Genomic DNA, 17,383 nt, shown 5'->3' with positions numbered 1-17,383 from the left:
TATTCATTTATTGTGCATACATCAATGTACCAAGTCCAAGTACATCATACCCGCCGGAGTTAGCATCATAATAACCGCCTCCTCCTTCTATTCCTACATATTCGGTAGCAATCTTAGTATATTTGAGATTATCATCCGAGATGTTTTTTATCCCTTTGTAATGATAATAAGGCAACGCCCATATCGCACGTTTGATCCATTTACCACCACCAAGTGTTGTTTGTTCTTCCGGAATCGGATATCCCCATTGACTCTGTTTTTGCCATATATAAGTAGTATATGGTACAGTCTCATTAGTGTAATTACAACAAGCAGCATATTCGCAAGCCCGCATGAACAGATTGTCATCATAGGCAAAGAAATCGTCTCCCTGACTCCATGCCAACTGACAAATAACTCCCATCAATCCGACACACATCAACGTGTGCCCTTGGTCACGTCCACTTTCCTGCCATTGGGCAAAGTTATAGTCCGGTGCATAATCGTGATAGATAGCACGACGTAAACGTCCGTTTGTATCACCTGTCTGCAAATGGTCGATACCTTCATTATAAATATCACGACGATCGGTTACAATGCCGATAGCCATTTTAGCCGCTATATTACAAAGACACCAGTTAGCCCAATAATGTAACGCATTCGTATCGTGATGACGTTTCAGAAAATCATCATTAGCGGGATAGAACACTTTAAGCAACCAATTCTGGAACGCTGCGAAATCCGCACGATCCCATCCTCCATAATCCCTCAATAATTCACCGGCAATAGCAAATTCATAACCATAAAGTCCTGCGGCAAGCGATAAATTCGTATTACCTGTTACACCTACACAAGTCTGTACCCACTTATTCAGATTCTCCACTGCTTTTGCCGCATATTCATCATCTTGCTCAATCTTCCAACGAAGCGCCTGCTGATATGCAATAGTGGCCCCCTTGGCTGCATTCATATAATTTTCATCACCGGAAACTCCACGTTTAATCCATTCCGTAGGATAAGTATCTGCCGTCTTCTGCGAAAACTGACTTTCTACTAATAATTGATAAGCACTTACCCAAGGTTCTTCTCCGGCAGCTTTTTTATCCCGAATACGCTGGAAGTCTTCCTCTGTATGCAACCCTTCATGCAGCATGGGTTCCGTTGACGGTTTAAGTTCAACCTGTTCCAAATTCACGTTATTATCAGGAAGAGGAATTTTATTCAAATCAGTTTCCACATTGACACCCGGAAGGTCAATGCCGTCCCCACATCCTACCAGAAACAGGGTAGCAAATACTGCGGTTATATAATATATCTTTTTCATCATATTTTTGGTTTAATGGTACACCGCATCTACCATTGATTACGGTGCACCCAATTATAGTTTATTGCTCTACTAACTCTAATTTGAAATTATCTATCTTAGCCCGTCCTTGTTTTACTGTAATCGTACATACAAAACCAATGACAACATCGGTAGGCTCTTCAACAAGAATATCAACTACTACATCACCCGTACCCGAAATAGAAGCGTTTGCCAGACTCTTACTTGGTATATCACTCGTATTTGCCATCTCACGACCTTTACAAACCGCAACATAACCGGTAAAACCTCTGCCATCATATTCATAAACGTGTGCCGTCAACTTATATTTTCCTTTTTGAAGATGAGAAGTCTGATATACCTTACCATCATTTTTAGGATTGTCAAATCCCCAATCTGTTTGTAAAGCCAAACCTGCATCACTTCCATCACCATATTTCGTTTTAAATGCCAAATCAACAGCAGCACCTCCTTCACCAGCAGTCAAGTTAGAGTTCTGAACTATCCAATAAGCAGCTTTTGCCCACTCTCCTTTTTTATGGAATCCTTTATCCCCACCTTCTTTTACATATTCAAAAGGCTGTTTATAGTTCATGAGTACATATTGAGAAATATCTCCATCCACCGGCAGAGGTTGTAACATATCACTCTCTACGGGTTGTGCAATGCCTTCAAACACCATTGTTACTTTTCCACCATTGAAACCTTGTGGAACCGTTACAGTAATAGAAGTCGTAGTAATCTTTTTAACCGTAACAGGTACGGATATTCCCTCAAAAGTAACTGTAACAGAATTCTTATCCGTTCCAAAACCTTTTCCTGTAAATGTTATTTCCTGTCCGGCTTTTACTAATGTACCATAAGGATAAATATACGGTGTTTCAACAGAAGTGATTTCCGGAGTTGCCCAAACCTCAAATGTACCTGATTCGCCCATCTCTATTTCCTTACCCTGAATTATCAGTTTAATCTTCACCGGAGCTTCAGATGAAACTCCTTTTGGAACATTCACTACGATATTACCCTTATCATTCAGTGTCACTTTATCACAAACTGTTTCTCCGAAAAAGACCTGAATATTTTCAGCTTTCGTACCAAAGTTCTGACCAATGATCGTTACTTCCGCATTAATATATCCGGCTTTCGTTGAAATGCCTGTTACTGTCGGCATCGGTAATACCGTATATTTCAACTGTGTCCCGATAGTTTCAAACGGAGTAATGACCGTAATTGTATAATCTCCGGCTTCCAACGAAGCAGGTACGGTGAGTGGAATACTCTTATCTGTCAAATTATCTGTATCTATTGCAGCTTCTACAGGTTCTCCGCCGGCTTTAGAGAAAGTTACTTTCAAAGGCTCCAACCCTTCAACAGACTTATCCAGCAATTCTTGCACAAGATTGGTTCCTGTTATTGCAAATGCACTTCCTGCAAAACCTGATGGAATCGATTCACCCTCTTTAGGGGCATCAAGCGTTGCATGCTTCAACACTGTGAAAGGATAAGAAGCCAAATCAATCGTTTGTTCTGCCATAATAAGTGTCATAACTCCACTGACAGCTGTCTCGGGAACTTTGGCCGTAAATTCGGTATCAGTAGGTGTACCCACAATCTCTGCCTTGTCTGTGGAAGTCCCGAAAGTCAAAGTATACAGTGTTTTAGAAGAAACAAATTCTTGTCCTTCGAAAACGATACTGGCACCCGGAAAACCATAAGAAGGTTTCACTACGCTGACACCCGGCTTACCAAGTACACGATAAACTAGATCAGTCTCCACACGTTGCCCGAAAACCTCAACGGTTATCTTTCCGTTTGTTGCCGATTCCGGCACTTTCGCAAGGATAGCATCATCGGCGCAAGAGACTACTACTGCCTCCTGGGAACCGATAAATACTTTCACATCTTCTGTTATGATACCAAAATCACTGCCACTAACGGTAAACTCATTCCCAACATATCCTTCTACGGGATCTATCTTTGTTACAGTCGCCACAGGATCAGTGTAACTCATTGGAACAATTTCTTCATTTTCCTCGTCACAAGCAGCTAATGCGAAAAGCGAGAGAAAAACGGGAAACAGATAGTTATATATTTTCTTCATAATCTTAATTATATTATCACGATGAATTACTCTTTTTTCTTTTTCCACATCATTCAAGAATCAATTTTAATTCTGTCACTTTAAAGTATGAATTACCTTTAGCCAGAGAAGTCAGGAATCCAATGACAACATCCGTTGTCTCCGTCACTTCCAATGAAGGGGTTACCAAAATACCCGAGTCATTATTTGTTCCAGCTTTGTCATAGATCGCACAAACTCCATTTAATTGCTCAATATCAGCTACATTCGGTATATCACTCTCACTATTTCCTTTGGCCATCAATGCAGAAATAAAATTCCCCGCATCACTTACTACCATCGTATAGGCATAAGTAACTTCCAGTCTGTATTTACCAGGACGAAGTGTAGCAACTTGCCATATTTTTCCATTCGTATAAGCTTCCTTCTCCCATCCATTCTGGAACGCTAATGTGAAGCCCTCTGCTGCTTTATACTGCATTCCGGTAACAGTAGTATTATTTTTTGCATTGAAAGATGCCTTATTCTGATTCCATACTGCCGGAGTCCACCATTCACCGTTCTTCCAATTTTCATCATTTGCCTTGGCAAACGGCTGCTTGTAGTTTTGAAGGTAAAGCACTGTCACATCACCTTTTGAGTTAGGATTAAACATTGCACTACCTGTCATTGTATATCCATGAATAGTTACAGTCACATTACCTGTCTTATAATCTGCAGGAGTTGTCGCAACAATAGTAGACTCATCCACCAGTTCAAATTCAGCCGGTGTTCCATTGAAGCTGACAGAAATATCAGATGGATCCGTACCAAAGTTCTCACCTGTTATAGTAACCTTGTCTCCTGTATCGGCTACCCCTTCACCGTCTTCACTATCAGAAGTCACTGTAATGACACGTGGTGTAGGCAGTACTGTATAATAACCGATATTCTCCACCTTTTTATTATAAATCTGTAAAGACAGATTGCCTGTTACTGCAGTTTCCGGCACTTCCACTACCAAACGGTTATTTTTGCAATCGAGTACTTTATTAGATTGAGCTTCACCGAAGAAGACCTTCACAGCTTCTGCACGGTCACCAAAATTGGTTCCCGTAATAACTACCTGTGTAGTGACATATCCGTCCGTTGGATAAATCCTCTCCACTACCGGCACAGGATAATCATAAACTCTATACTTGGGATCTTGCTCACAACCGGAGAAAAGTGCGGAAACACAAGCAAGTATTGCCAAGTGAAATGTATATTTGAATAAAAACTTCATATAATCTATGGTATTATACGTTAAACGTTTGAATGATTAATATCCCGGATTTTGTACCAGATTTGAATTCAGGTTGATTTGATTTCTTGGAATCGCCCACAAATAATCTCCCTTAGTAAATGCGCAGTCGGATGATTTGAGAAGCACTACACAAGGTAGTTTACCTTTACCTGTCTCTACTTCTTCCGTCCCTTTCGTAAAAATAGCCGGATTGAAAGCACTGGTAGCATTCCCGTTTTCGTCTATAAATGCCGTCGGATAGCTGGCATTACCTACTACCGCACCGCAACGAGACTCATTCAGATTCTCTTCCGCAATACCCCAACGTTTCAGGTCGTCGCAACGGAAACCTTCCATATAGAGTTCCAAAGCACGTTCACGACGGATCTCATCCAGCATTACCTGATTAACTGTCTTATTCGCATTTGCCGGCACTCCTTCCTGAATTCGCTTTGCCAATGCATTTGTCAGGTTGGCAATTCCCGCACGGGCACGGATTTTATTTATCGACTTATTCAACTGGTCATCTGATATTTCACCATAGCGCTCCATCACAGCTTCAGCATAATTCAAGTATACTTCTGCCAACCGAAGTACCGGATAATTGGCCGATTCATCTTTACTTTGGCGTTGAATATCAGTAATAGCAAACTTGGAAACACCATACCCACAGTTCTCAACTGTCAGACTCGTAGCATATGAACCCACATAAGAGGTCAAACGGAAATCCCGGTTCTGAAATTCGTCCCCCGGATTCTTATATCCCTGAAATTTATCAGACATACTAACCGGAAGCCCGTCGGTGCATAAAAACATATCAATTAATTTCCGACTGGGACGCATATCCGTATAAATCACCTGATTCAAAGCAACCTGTCCTTTACGCGTTTCCTGACTATATACAGAAGCGATGATAAATTCCTTGTTCGTCGCTCTTCCTGCACCAGCAGGATTGCTAGCTTCTTCTTCAATATTAAACAGGTAACGGCTACTCATATTTCTCATCGCTGCTACATTATTATAATTCCAAAGAGAATAAGCAGCATCCCCCATCACTGTTTCGGATAGTTGAAGAGATTCTTCCAGGAAAGCATTTACCTGATCGGAAGCCGGACCGGCAGAACCTTCAAAATCAGTAGAAGTACCATTGTACTTACGCCAGGTAGCTTCATAAAGTAACACGCGAGCCTTAAATGCCTGTGCAGCCTGTTTGCTGATTTTACCTTTGTCGGCAGAGGTTATATTCTGCTCCAACGGCAACCCTGCGATAGCCTCATCCAAATCGGAGAGAATCAAGTTGACAACCTCATAACGGCTATTACGTTTTCCATATAATTCCGATGAAGTCACGTCGAGAACTTTCGTAACGACAGGCACTCCGCCAAAAAACTTCAATAAGTAAAAATAATTATAGGCACGGAAGAAATGACCTTCGGCTAATTCTTTTTTAATGTCCGCTAAATTACCCGTATAGGAAGAAACAGCTCTTTCAAACATGTGATTAGTGGCACGAATATTGCCATAGCAATTACCCCAACGACTATCGTCATTAGGAACTCCCATCACACCGGTTCCTACACCATACGAATATCTGAAACAAGTGGAAAGATCGGATGCTGCATCCATGTGATCGAATATACTTCCATAAGAAGATTGCCATCCTAATAATTGCCCGTAAAGCCCGTTAGCATATTCACGGAAATGCTCCGGAGTTTTGAAATAAATCACATCTGTCTTGGCATCCAGTGGTTCCAAGTCAAGGAACGTATTCACGCATGAAGAAAATCCCAATGCGCAGGTGCAAATTAATATATAGTTCGTTATCTTTTTCATATCTTCTATTCTGTATTTAATTTTCTATAGCTACTATAAAGTGATGTTCAGACCGAACGACCAAGTACGTGCAAACGGGTATCCACTGTTGTTGGAGGCTGCTCCCATTTCCGGGTCGAAACCGTCTCGAATACTGGTAGCTTCCCATAAATCATTACCAGAGAAATAAACACGTACTTTTTCCAGTTTCACCTTGCGCGTCCATATCTGCGGCAATGTGTAGCCGACTATTAATGTTTTCAAACGAATATAGCGGTTATTCTGCATCATAAAGTCGTTATTCTGATAATTCCAACGTGCAAGATTCGCATTAGTAGTCAAACGAGGGAATTCCGCGTTCGGATTGCTCTCTGTCCATGTTTTTCCCAAATATGTCGGGTTCTGATTGGCGGTACGTGTTTGAAAAGGATAAGCCATCCAGTCATTACGGATAACATACTGCTTGCCGACACCCTGGAACATCGCGTTCACATCAAAACCTTTCCATGCTCCTCCCAATGTGAAACCGAAAACAAAATGTGGATTGGAGTCACCGAGATATTGCAAATCGCTATTCTCATTCCCTGCACCGGAGATCTTATAATCACCATTCAAATCCAAACGTTTGGTATCACCCGGACGCAACCGGCTTGCACTTCCCGCTCCTACACCGGTCAAATCTTCCTTGCCTTCTCCATAGAGTGCATAATAGCGGTCTACTTCTGCCTGATCTTTAAAGTAACCATCTGTGCGATAAAGGAAGTACGAATTCAAAGGATATCCATTCACGGCTGCATTCCAACCGGCCCCATAAGAATCTGCTCCTTCCATCTCTTTCAACAGACTCTTTGTATCACCAATATTAAAGTTGGCATAGTAAGAAAAGTCTTTAATCTGATCGCGCCATCCAATAGTGAACTCCCAACCTTTTACATTCAAATGACCACTATTCGTTTTAGGAGATTTACCTCCTAATACGCCCGGATAGGTGACATTTACCAACATACCGGTATTATCTTTTATAAAATAATCGAATGTAGCTTTCAAACGATTATCGAAGAAGTTAAGATCGATACCGAAGTTTTTTTGTGAAACTTTCTCCCAAGTACGGTCATAAGAAATTAAACCGCCGAAACCTGAAGATACCTGATTGGCAGGTATAGTTCCAAAACCGGCCGTCCCAAGAGAAACAGTAGATACATAATCATAATCGCCCAGCCCAACATCATTACCTGAGCTACCATAACTTAAACGCAGCTTACCAAAAGAAAGAACAGGCTTTAGAAATTCTACAAATTGTTCTTCCGAGAACGCCCATCCCAAAGAAACGGAACCGAAGCTCTTAAAACGATAACCGGGAGCAAACTTGGAATTTCCGTCACGACGCCCCATCAATTCAACCATATATTTTTCTGCATAGTTATAATTCAAACGGGCAATATATGAATAGGTGCCATTATGAGTCTTTCCTCCACCGTTACCCTGTGTACCGGTAGCCAGATTCAAATCGTAAATTCCGACATCCTCAAACTTCTCACGGGCAGTAACAACTTTCTTAGTCACCCATTTCTCGGCATTGATACCGAACATAGCATCTATATTATGTACTTCGGCAAATGTACGCTTATATTTTAATAATCCTGAATAGTACTGATACCGGGCATTATTTGCCTGTACCAAATATCCCGGCTGATGGGAATCTTTAAAATTCAGCACATCTTGCGGAGTACTAAGGGTTTGTGTTGTTTCATATACTAACTTCGCCGTCTGCTCACCGAACCAATTGTAACACTGTACCGGAAGCGAATAGCGTTCTCTGCGATATTCCTCATTTTGAAATGAAGCAGTACCCTCAAAAGTGATTCCTTTCCAAATATCCACCAATGCTTTAAAATCGACACGAGTAGTCAGCTTCTCTCTCTCATCACGTCCACCATCCGTTGTAGCTGCTGCCGCATTGCGATCACCTACATTACCGAAGTTAGCGTACCATTGTCCATAGGGATTTTTTGCCGGGAAAAACGGAGCATCGTTTCCGTAAAGTGTACGGTCGATACCATGTGTGGGTGTTTCGGTATTTGTTTTAATCATACTGGCTGAAGTCTCCAGTTTGAACCAATCGGTCAATTTGATTCCGTAGTTTAAGCGCAAGTTCAACTGTTTCTGTCCGTCATAAGCAGTGGCCAAGTTGGCTTGGTTATCAGCATAAGCTAAAGATATGCGGTAATCGGATTTATCCGTAGAACCTGCTACACTCAAGTTATGCTGGTAAGAATAACGGCGAGCAAACAATTCATCCAGGCGATTGGCATTACCTACGAACATCGTACCCCAATCGGCTACAGTCGACTCATAAATACCTTCAATGCCTTGAGCCATCTTCTTCAGGTTTTCTTCTCCCCAGCCCCACCAGTCATGTTCCGGCATTTCTTTATTGGCTTCCAGCCACATGGAGGCATATTCCTGCATACTGGGAGAGAAAGCCATAATACCATTGGTAGTGAAACGCATATTGAAGCCATAATCTACCGTTGTCTTGCCTTTACCTTTTTTGGTAGTTACCAAGATAACACCATTAGCAGCTTTCGCACCATAAATGGAAGCTGAACCGTCTTTCAGAACACTAATATTCTCAATATCATCTGAGTTTAGATTTTGGAATGACTCTGAATTCAATACAGGTACCCCATCTACAATAATCAACGGACTACCTCCATTGACAGATGTCAGACCACGAATCTGGAAATTCAAACCTTCATTACCCGGACGTGAGGAAGAACGAGTGACTACCAACCCCGGAGTGGCTCCTTGCAAAGCAGCACCGACATTGGTAATGGCACGACTTTCCAATACCTGGCTACCAATTTGTTCTACCGCTCCTGTCAACGTCGCTTTTTTCTGCGTACCATAACCCACTACAACAACCTCATCCAGTGCATTATTATCTTCCTTTAATACTACCTTAAAATCAGAGCGGTCGTGAAGGTTAATGATCTGATCTACATATCCGATATAGCTAACTTTTATCTGTTTGGCATCAGTAGGAATATTCAGCGTAAACCGACCGTCAATATCGGTAATTACTCCTGCATTGCTTCCCACGACCACTACATTACAACCAATTAGTGGTTCACCATTCGCATCTGTCACAAGTCCTTTGATAGTGCGGCCTGTCTGGGCTACCATCAAACTCTCTTCTACAGAATCATTTGCATAGAGCAATACACCGGGCGAACCACCCAGCAGCATGGCGAAAGCCAATGCGACTCCTTTTGAACATAAGAATTTGGATTTAATTTCCATCATACTATTAAATTGTTAAAGTTAATATGTATTTTTCCGAATCTGGTATTTAACCGACTTTGGAGTATTCATTTTTCAAATAAGTACGAACCGTTTTACGAGCCAGTAATAATTGACATTCTACTGTACGGGGAGATAAGGACAGCTTTCCTGCAATGGCAGGACAAGAGAGTTCATGATTGAAACTAAGTTCATAAATCTGACGACGTTTGACAGGAAGAGTTTCTATAGCCTGGTCATGCATCTTCTTTAGTTCACGATAATGAACGGTATCTTCTGTGGTATTCCGGCTGGTGTCTTCCATCCTATTATATATGTAGGCGACGAAATCTTCCTGTTTATAATAACGACGGATTTTATCGGTTACTATGTTGCGAGCAATGGTAAAAAGTAAAGACCAGACTGTATCTTTGTTCACGAATGCCCTGTGTTCCCATAAGCGGACAAAGACATCCTGTGCCAAATCTTCCGCTTCATGCGGATGGCAAATACGGATAGCGATATAGTTCTTGATATACTCCTTATATTTAAGGTAGCATTCAGAGAAGAAGTCGTCAAATGTAGCTTGCTGTTTATTCATGGCATTAAATTTATCCGTTTAATGATGATACAAAAGTAGGAACAAGTTTCGAATTCAAATATCACAAAAGTAACAGATAACAAAACTATCGTAACAAGCGTATATTTTTGCAAAAACTTCCCATTTCATCGGGATAAATCTAACCGTCACACCAATAAAAAAGGGGATGTCGTTACATTTGACGACTCCCCTGTTCTTATATTTGTATGGATGAAAGCTTTCATCCGGAAGGATTCATTATTTATTCTCCTGTGATGCCTGGAAATCCGGTATACGTTTTACGTTCGCACCTTTCATCACACCTCTTTTGATCGCTTCATTCGTATCGGTGATTTCTTTCTTCACACGCTTATAGTATTCTTTTGTCAGTCCTTTCTCTACTGCTTCCGATTCTGTTACTGCCCAAAGATACTGATAATCCATCAACATCAAATCCGGTGCCACTACTTTAAAGAAAACACTATCATTTGCAAATTTCTCACGTAAGTCTCCCAAATAGATTGTATCTGCAGGATTTACCTCCTTAGCATTTGCATTATTTTTTGAACTGCTACCTCCGCAAGAGGATAACATCAAACCTCCTACCAATGAAATTAAAACTAATACTTTCATATCAATATATATTATAAAATAAAAAATTCTTCTGCCCCAATGTAAACAATATCTTACAATTATCTCACTTATTCAGCGCAAATGTAATAATTAAACTATAAATACAAGCACAATGTTATTCTTTTCTTCCCGATTCCTCGGCATATTGCTTGGGTAGCATCCCGAACATTTCTCTAAAACACTTCGAGAAATAGCTGGGTGAACTGAATCCTACCCGGTTCGCTATTTCAACAATCGGCAACTGACTTCCTTGTAATAACTGTGCCGCCCGTTTCAAACGGATGCTACGGATAAAGTCCGTTGGTGTGTGTCCGGTGATGGATTGTAGCTTACGGTAAAGGCTCATACGTACCATACCCAAATCACCACTCAACTCTTCTACACCATATTCCGGATTGTCCATGTTCTTTTCTATGTATTCCAGACACTTCTGTATGAGTTGTTCATCTACCGAAGTGATAGTGATAGCACTCGGATTTACTTCTATGTTTTTACGGAATTCCTGTTTTCTTTTTTCCTGTTGCTCTATCAGCTTTTCGATGCGTACCATGAGCATATCAAAGTTGAAAGGTTTCGACATATAAGAGTCTGCTCCTACTTCATAGCTGTTAATCTTGATATCATCAGCGGTGCGGGCTGTCAATAATATCACAGGTATATGGGAAGTCTGCACGTTCGTCTTGATCCGACGGCAAAGTTCGATACCATCTACTTTCGGCATCATAATGTCACTGATTATCAGGTTCGGATTTTCTTCTATTGCTTTTCGCTCTCCTTCCTCGCCGTCTGCCGCTTCAATAATCTGATAGAAATCTTCCAACTGTTCTTTCAGGAAAGTACGGAATTCCTGATTGTCCTCCACTAACAACAGTTTCTTCAAGTTATCATCGACTGTAGATGTAGTGGTTTCTTTCTCTTTAACGTCCGGTGTTTCCGTTCCGATGATTTCTTCCGGCAGTTCGTCCGGTTCCGGTTTCAGATCCATCGGCAACCAAACGGTGAATACTGATCCGCGATCTATCTGACTGTCCACTTTAATACGGCCACCATGTATATTTACATATTCCCTGACCAAATGAAGTCCGATGCCACTGCCTATTTTTTCGTCCCCTTCATTTCCTACCTGATAGAAACGGTCAAAGATATAGGGAAGGTCTGATTCAGATATTCCGATTCCAGTGTCGGATACGGATATTCTCACGTAGTTTCTTTCTTCTATCTCTTCTGTTGCAAGCAGTAAGTTTACCGTCCCGCCTTCCGGCGTATATTTGAAGGCGTTGGACAAGAGATTATTCACAATCTTATGTACCTTATCCCGGTCGAAGAACATATAAAGCGCTCTATGTTCCGATTGGTTCACAAAGTTAAGGTGCTTCTCTACTGCCATTGACATGAAGTTGTTATAGGCCGAAACAATAAATTCCTCCATATCGCCGTTCATCAGATGCAACCTCTCTCCTTTCATTTCCAGTTTGCGGAAATCGAGTAGCTGATTCACCAATGACAATAGGTTTTGAGCATTCTTATAGATGGTATTCAGTTGTTTTTTCATCGCATCGTCTGTCAATCGACGTATCATCATGTCCAATGGTGTGATAATCAACGTCAGCGGAGTACGGAGTTCATGGCTTATATTTGTGAAGAAACGGAATTTCATCTGATCCAGTTCTTCTTTCTGCTTCAACGCTTCCGCTTCTTGCATACGAATCATCTTCTGCCGGTTGCGGCGGTTTATTACGTAGATCAGCCCGAAGATTAAGAGAATACCTAAAATTGCATAGAAAACACGAGCGGCCAGTGTATCCCAAAACGGGGGATGAATTACAATTTTGAATGCAGACTCCGGTCCCCATATCCGGTCGTTTCCGGCAGCGGACACACGGAAGATGTATTCGCCCGAAGGGAGATTATTATAGACAACACGTCCTTGTCCATTCTCAAAAAGGGTTTCCGTCCATTCCTTGTCAAATCCTTCCAGTTGGTAACGGAAAGAGGTTTGAGAAGGATTAGGGAAGTTCAGACCAGAGAACTCAAGTGTGATATAGTTCTCATCATATTTTAATTGTACTTCGTCCGAATAACTTAATGCTTTATCAAATAAGACACGTCCGTTATATGTTTCGCCCGACACAACCGGAACATTAAACAAGCGGAATGAGGTAAACAGAGGACGATTGAGGCACTGATTATCTATCATGTTTTCTGGTGAGAAAGCGATAAAGCCGTTCATCAGCCCCAGAAAAAGCTGATTATCCCTGGTCATTAACGAAGGGAAACTATATAAATCATCCTGACGGATTTCATCTTCCGACAGACAGCTGATTACATGAAAACTGTATTTATCTGCTCTTCTGTCTACCTTTATCTTATAAATAGAAGTGACTGTCGAAATCCATATATCATGGTTCTTATCTTCCACTACGTTCAGGATAGCTTTAGACAGACCTTCTTCTTTCCCTAATGTGTAGCTTTGCCCATTGTGGGTCAAGACGCTCAAGCCATATTGAGTAGCAAACCATAAAGTTCCCTCATGGTCTTTGAGTATCTGATTATACTTGATACTTCCCTGATTGAAGATTGAATTAGCCTGTCCGTCTTGCTCCGGTATCCATATCTTATTCGTTGCAGGATCGTAAATGTAGAGTCCGTTATCACTGCCTACTACCAACCGGGATTGATTATCTATGGCCAATGCATTCGCTACTTTGTATTTCTTGAGTTCGGGAAACTGTTCGGACAATAAGTTTATCTGCCCGTTTTCAGGATTAAATAATCCTACACCACCATATATACTTACCCACAATCGGCCGGAAGAATCTTCGACCATGACACGGATATTACTGAAATCCAATTCATTCTGATAATCCGTATCGGGATAATCGTAAGATTGTACCTTTCCATGATCTATGCAGTAGAGCCCATCGTGGTATGTTCCGACCCAAACACGCTTCTTGCTGTCTTCATAGAGTACACGGCAATTCTTCTGACTGAATTCATGATAGAATCTGTTCATGCTTTTAGTCTCCGGTTCATAGCGATAGACACCCTGCGTAGTACCCATCAGAATTTCTCCTTTAGATGTTTCGAGCATACAACGGATTTCCTCTCCTTTCCAGTCGCCATTTATCATCTTCTTATTGTACAGTACTATTTTATTCATGCTGGGATGATAATAACACATTCCCTGATTATAAAGTCCTATCCAAACGGAATTATTTTCCCGGTCGCAATAGATGCTCTGAATACCGTTTCGTACTGTATTACCTGATAATAAAGGAATATCCAGTGTCCGGGTTACAGAGAAATTGTGCATATCAATGACATAGAATCCATCAATAACGGTTCCTACCCATGCATTTCCACCTTTATCCACGTCCATAGAAGTAAACCATGAATAGTGTCCGAGTTGGATACCCGAAATTTGATTCCATTTTTTATTATAGACATCATAATAGCCTACTCCACGATCCCACATCAGCCAAAAGTCACCATTATCGAGTATCTTCAAAACCACACGGTCATCCGGTTTCAGTTGGTCTTTCAGAAAATCAAGTTGCTGCACAAAACGTTTCTTTTCCAAATCGTAGCAACGGATAGCCCCTTTCTGATGAACCATCCAACTGTATTTTCCATGACTTTCTACTCCGAGCAATCCTCCATAGTATTCCATAAACTCGTCATTCCTGCAAACCTGTTCGATTGACTTTGTCTCTGCATCGTACATATAGACAGAGGAACCCGGTGTCAGAAACCAACAATGTTTCTCTGAATCAATAATCAGGTCCGCCACTTTATCCTTCAAGCCGAATTGTTGAAATAAGGAATCTACGTTATAGATATACTGTTCGGTAGTCAAATCGAAGACACGCAGGCTCTTGCGTTCTTTCATCCACAAACGTTTGTCGGCATCAATATATTGTTCGGGAATAATATGGTTATATGCTATCGAATATTCGCCATGAATATTGAAAGGGAAATTTGAATAGTTCGCACCATCATACAGGCTTAATAACACAGTACTTCGCACACCGATACGTCCGTCGGGAATGGGGAAAACGCTTTTTACATAGTTATCCGGTAATCCTTCGACAACTCCAATCTGGCGGAATACATAAGGGGATTCTTGCGAGCTAATATAACCCGGATACAATACTCCCATTAGTATGATTAACAAACATATTCGAATTTTCATGGCCATCTTTTTTTGTAGTACTATTATTAAGTACGAACGAAAAATCAAATCCCCTTATCCTGTTTTACTATTATTTTCTGAATTTCGAGTTTATCTCCGGCTTGCTCTATCTGTAAACGAAGTACACAAGCTCCTGCGGGAAGAGTGAGTTTTCCTATTTCTCTTTCCGTCCATTGTACGGAGCCGGGTAATTGCATGGATTCTGTCTTTACTCCTGAATCAGAAGCTACGGACAATAAAGAATTTCCTTTTGATTGATAAACAAGATAAACGGTATAATCTCCATCAGTAGGAATACTTACAGTATAGTTCATCCATTCTCCATCTTCTATTTGGGTAATGACGTAGTTATCTTCTTCTTTTCGTAGCTCTACCGCCCCGTCAGGTCTGTATTCATTACCACGTTTCTTTCCTACATTGTGATAGGTATGTCCTTCGGGATCTTCCGCAAGACAATAATAATCATAATCGGCAGCCCATATTTCACAAGGTAATGAATGAATTCCTGATACACGCTTTCCTGTAGAAAAAGAAACAGGATCGCCTGCCATCCAAGGAGTCAATCGTTTAGTTAATGTTCCCCAGCCGGTCCATTCATAAAACCAGTTGGGCGCTATTCCCCAATTCTCGCAACCATAATGCTCTATCATATAATCACGGTAACGCTTCAGCCAGATATAGTCGTTTGTAGGCAATCCGGTACGTACTGCATAATGCGCCAATGCCATTTCACGGGTTCCGCCGCTACCTGCTACGTCTCCACGTCCGTGAGAAGATACAGCTATGGATTCCCAACGTCCACTACGGCTTTTTATCTGGAGAAATTTACCGTTCTCAAAGGTAACGTCATTTGGATTCTTACTATAACTTGTCGGCTCCCAAGGCTCTTTTTGCTCTTCATAGGCCCGGACTTTAGAGAGGTTATAACGATAGTTCCATTCCAAACCAAGAAGCAAACGGTTATTGAGACAATTATATAAAGAATCTCCCTGATTCCATGCCATTTCTGCGATAGCTACATAATTGTGGATACCTGCCAATACATGTCCCTGGTCGCGACTGGACTCCTGACATTGACCGTTCGGATAGATATAATACTGTAGCTGTTCATCGTATCCATAATCTGAAATCTTGTTTTCTCTTCCTTCCAATTTATAATCAAGCATGGTTGGTGATTTCTTAATCGGTTCTTTGCTAATAACCGGTGGTCCTGAAGGATAAGATAAATCATCCGGTCGATGCTTCATTCCCAATAAGTAACGGTAAGCACGGTCATACATTACTTCGTTATCCAAGTAAATACCCATTGCCATCATTCCACGAGCAGCGAAAAGTCCTTGATTACCAAACCTTGCGGCATCGAAATTAAAGATATTCCAATAGAATGTAACTCCGTTCTTTGAATCATCCCAATAATTTGCATATTTGGAAGAGAAATCTTCCGTATTGCTATATCCGGGATAGACCAACATATTTTTAAAACGTTTCTGGTCTTCTGCCTTCCAACCGGGATAATCACGCATTAATTCGGCGGCATCAATCAAAAGATAAATTTTTCCGTTATCTAATGGTCCTGTTCCCCGACTACTTGTGTTGGTATAATAAGAATTAGCATTCAGATATTCGACCGCTTTACGGGCATAAGCCTCATCTCCCGTCAGATGCCAAAGCAAAGCTAAATCATGTGCCCGCCTGCCATCTACTCCGATAGTAGCATTAAAACGTCCTTCTCTGATTTGTTTTCCCCGATTGATGACTTGCGTATTGAGTGAAGAATAGGGAGATTCCTTTAATTTCAGGAAAGTAGAATAATAAGGCTCGTGTTTCGCCTTGACCATAGCTTTCATCCGGTCTAAATCACCTTGGGTATAAGTGATTCCGGGATGGATAAAGTTACGTCGTTGCGCTTGCACTGCATTTTGAATATTCCCGATCCATACAATCCCAATAATCCATATAATTTTGTTAATCATAGTGCGATTCATTTTTTATACAAGTGATAAGCAAAGATAGTATTTAGTAATAGAAAGGAGTTCAAAGTGAATGAAAACATTTACTTTGATTAGCATAAACCCGGAAATAAAACTCTTGCTTTGATACTCATGGCTCTCTTCCAGACCCCTTAATTCTGATAGCTTTGCTCTCATCTATTAATAGATAAGTTATTATCTTCCTATTGCAAAGTTCTTTCCTTCTAATACTAAAGTTATTCTTATCTAATAGAAATCTATAATTGC

Annotated in this window: 9 protein-coding genes; all 9 read right to left on the bottom strand. The window is 41.0% G+C overall.

The window, feature by feature from the left end; genetic code table 11:
- Window positions 1–7: 7 nt before the first annotated feature.
- The gene (locus H8796_RS14540) at window positions 8–1,306 is read right to left on the bottom strand and encodes an alginate lyase family protein (protein WP_117935124.1); all 1,299 of its coding nucleotides are present in this window, start codon (window positions 1,304–1,306) and stop codon (window positions 8–10) included.
- Between the two features lie 58 nt (window positions 1,307–1,364).
- Window positions 1,365–3,404: an IPT/TIG domain-containing protein gene (locus tag H8796_RS14535; protein WP_117935226.1), complete on the bottom strand. Its 2,040-nt coding sequence runs from the start codon at window positions 3,402–3,404 to the stop codon at window positions 1,365–1,367.
- Window positions 3,405–3,453: 49 nt separating this feature from the next.
- The gene (locus H8796_RS14530; protein ID WP_117935126.1) at window positions 3,454–4,647 is read right to left on the bottom strand and encodes a DUF5013 domain-containing protein; all 1,194 of its coding nucleotides are present in this window, start codon (window positions 4,645–4,647) and stop codon (window positions 3,454–3,456) included.
- A gap of 36 nt (window positions 4,648–4,683) precedes the next feature.
- The gene (locus H8796_RS14525) at window positions 4,684–6,480 is read right to left on the bottom strand and encodes a RagB/SusD family nutrient uptake outer membrane protein (protein WP_117935128.1); all 1,797 of its coding nucleotides are present in this window, start codon (window positions 6,478–6,480) and stop codon (window positions 4,684–4,686) included.
- 33 nt (window positions 6,481–6,513) lie between these two features.
- Window positions 6,514–9,762, bottom strand: coding sequence for a TonB-dependent receptor (locus tag H8796_RS14520; RefSeq protein WP_117935228.1), 3,249 nt, complete (start codon window positions 9,760–9,762; stop codon window positions 6,514–6,516).
- 49 nt (window positions 9,763–9,811) lie between these two features.
- Window positions 9,812–10,342 (bottom strand): sigma-70 family RNA polymerase sigma factor, encoded by a 531-nt coding sequence (locus H8796_RS14515; RefSeq protein ID WP_117935130.1) that lies wholly within the window; start codon window positions 10,340–10,342, stop codon window positions 9,812–9,814.
- A gap of 237 nt (window positions 10,343–10,579) precedes the next feature.
- On the bottom strand, window positions 10,580–10,954 hold the full coding sequence (locus H8796_RS14510; RefSeq protein WP_117935132.1) for a hypothetical protein: 375 nt from the start codon (window positions 10,952–10,954) through the stop codon (window positions 10,580–10,582).
- Window positions 10,955–11,069: 115 nt separating this feature from the next.
- A complete protein-coding gene (locus H8796_RS14505; RefSeq protein WP_117935230.1) occupies window positions 11,070–15,146 on the bottom strand; it encodes a hybrid sensor histidine kinase/response regulator transcription factor in 4,077 nt (1,358 codons plus the stop codon).
- 44 nt (window positions 15,147–15,190) lie between these two features.
- Window positions 15,191–17,119, bottom strand: a complete 1,929-nt coding sequence (locus tag H8796_RS14500) for an alginate lyase family protein (protein ID WP_117935232.1) — start codon at window positions 17,117–17,119, stop codon at window positions 15,191–15,193.
- Window positions 17,120–17,383: the final 264 nt, after the last annotated feature.

The organism is Bacteroides sp. M10 (assembly GCF_014334015.1).
Lineage (GTDB): Bacteria > Bacteroidota > Bacteroidia > Bacteroidales > Bacteroidaceae > Bacteroides > Bacteroides intestinigallinarum.
Note: the sequence above shows the minus strand (reverse complement) of the source record. Positions and strands in the feature narration are given on the sequence as shown.

Excerpts from the sequence above, each read along its gene's own strand:
- H8796_RS14540 (WP_117935124.1), bottom strand. The coding sequence starts at position 1,306 with ATGATGAAAAAGATATATTATATAACCGCAGTATTTGCTACCCTGTTT.
- H8796_RS14535 (WP_117935226.1), bottom strand. The coding sequence starts at position 3,404 with ATGAAGAAAATATATAACTATCTGTTTCCCGTTTTTCTCTCGCTTTTC.
- H8796_RS14530 (WP_117935126.1), bottom strand. The coding sequence starts at position 4,647 with ATGAAGTTTTTATTCAAATATACATTTCACTTGGCAATACTTGCTTGT.
- H8796_RS14525 (WP_117935128.1), bottom strand. The coding sequence starts at position 6,480 with ATGAAAAAGATAACGAACTATATATTAATTTGCACCTGCGCATTGGGA.
- H8796_RS14520 (WP_117935228.1), bottom strand. The coding sequence starts at position 9,762 with ATGGAAATTAAATCCAAATTCTTATGTTCAAAAGGAGTCGCATTGGCT.
- H8796_RS14515 (WP_117935130.1), bottom strand. The coding sequence starts at position 10,342 with ATGAATAAACAGCAAGCTACATTTGACGACTTCTTCTCTGAATGCTAC.
- H8796_RS14510 (WP_117935132.1), bottom strand. The coding sequence starts at position 10,954 with ATGAAAGTATTAGTTTTAATTTCATTGGTAGGAGGTTTGATGTTATCC.
- H8796_RS14505 (WP_117935230.1), bottom strand. The coding sequence starts at position 15,146 with ATGAAAATTCGAATATGTTTGTTAATCATACTAATGGGAGTATTGTAT.
- H8796_RS14500 (WP_117935232.1), bottom strand. The coding sequence starts at position 17,119 with ATGATTAACAAAATTATATGGATTATTGGGATTGTATGGATCGGGAAT.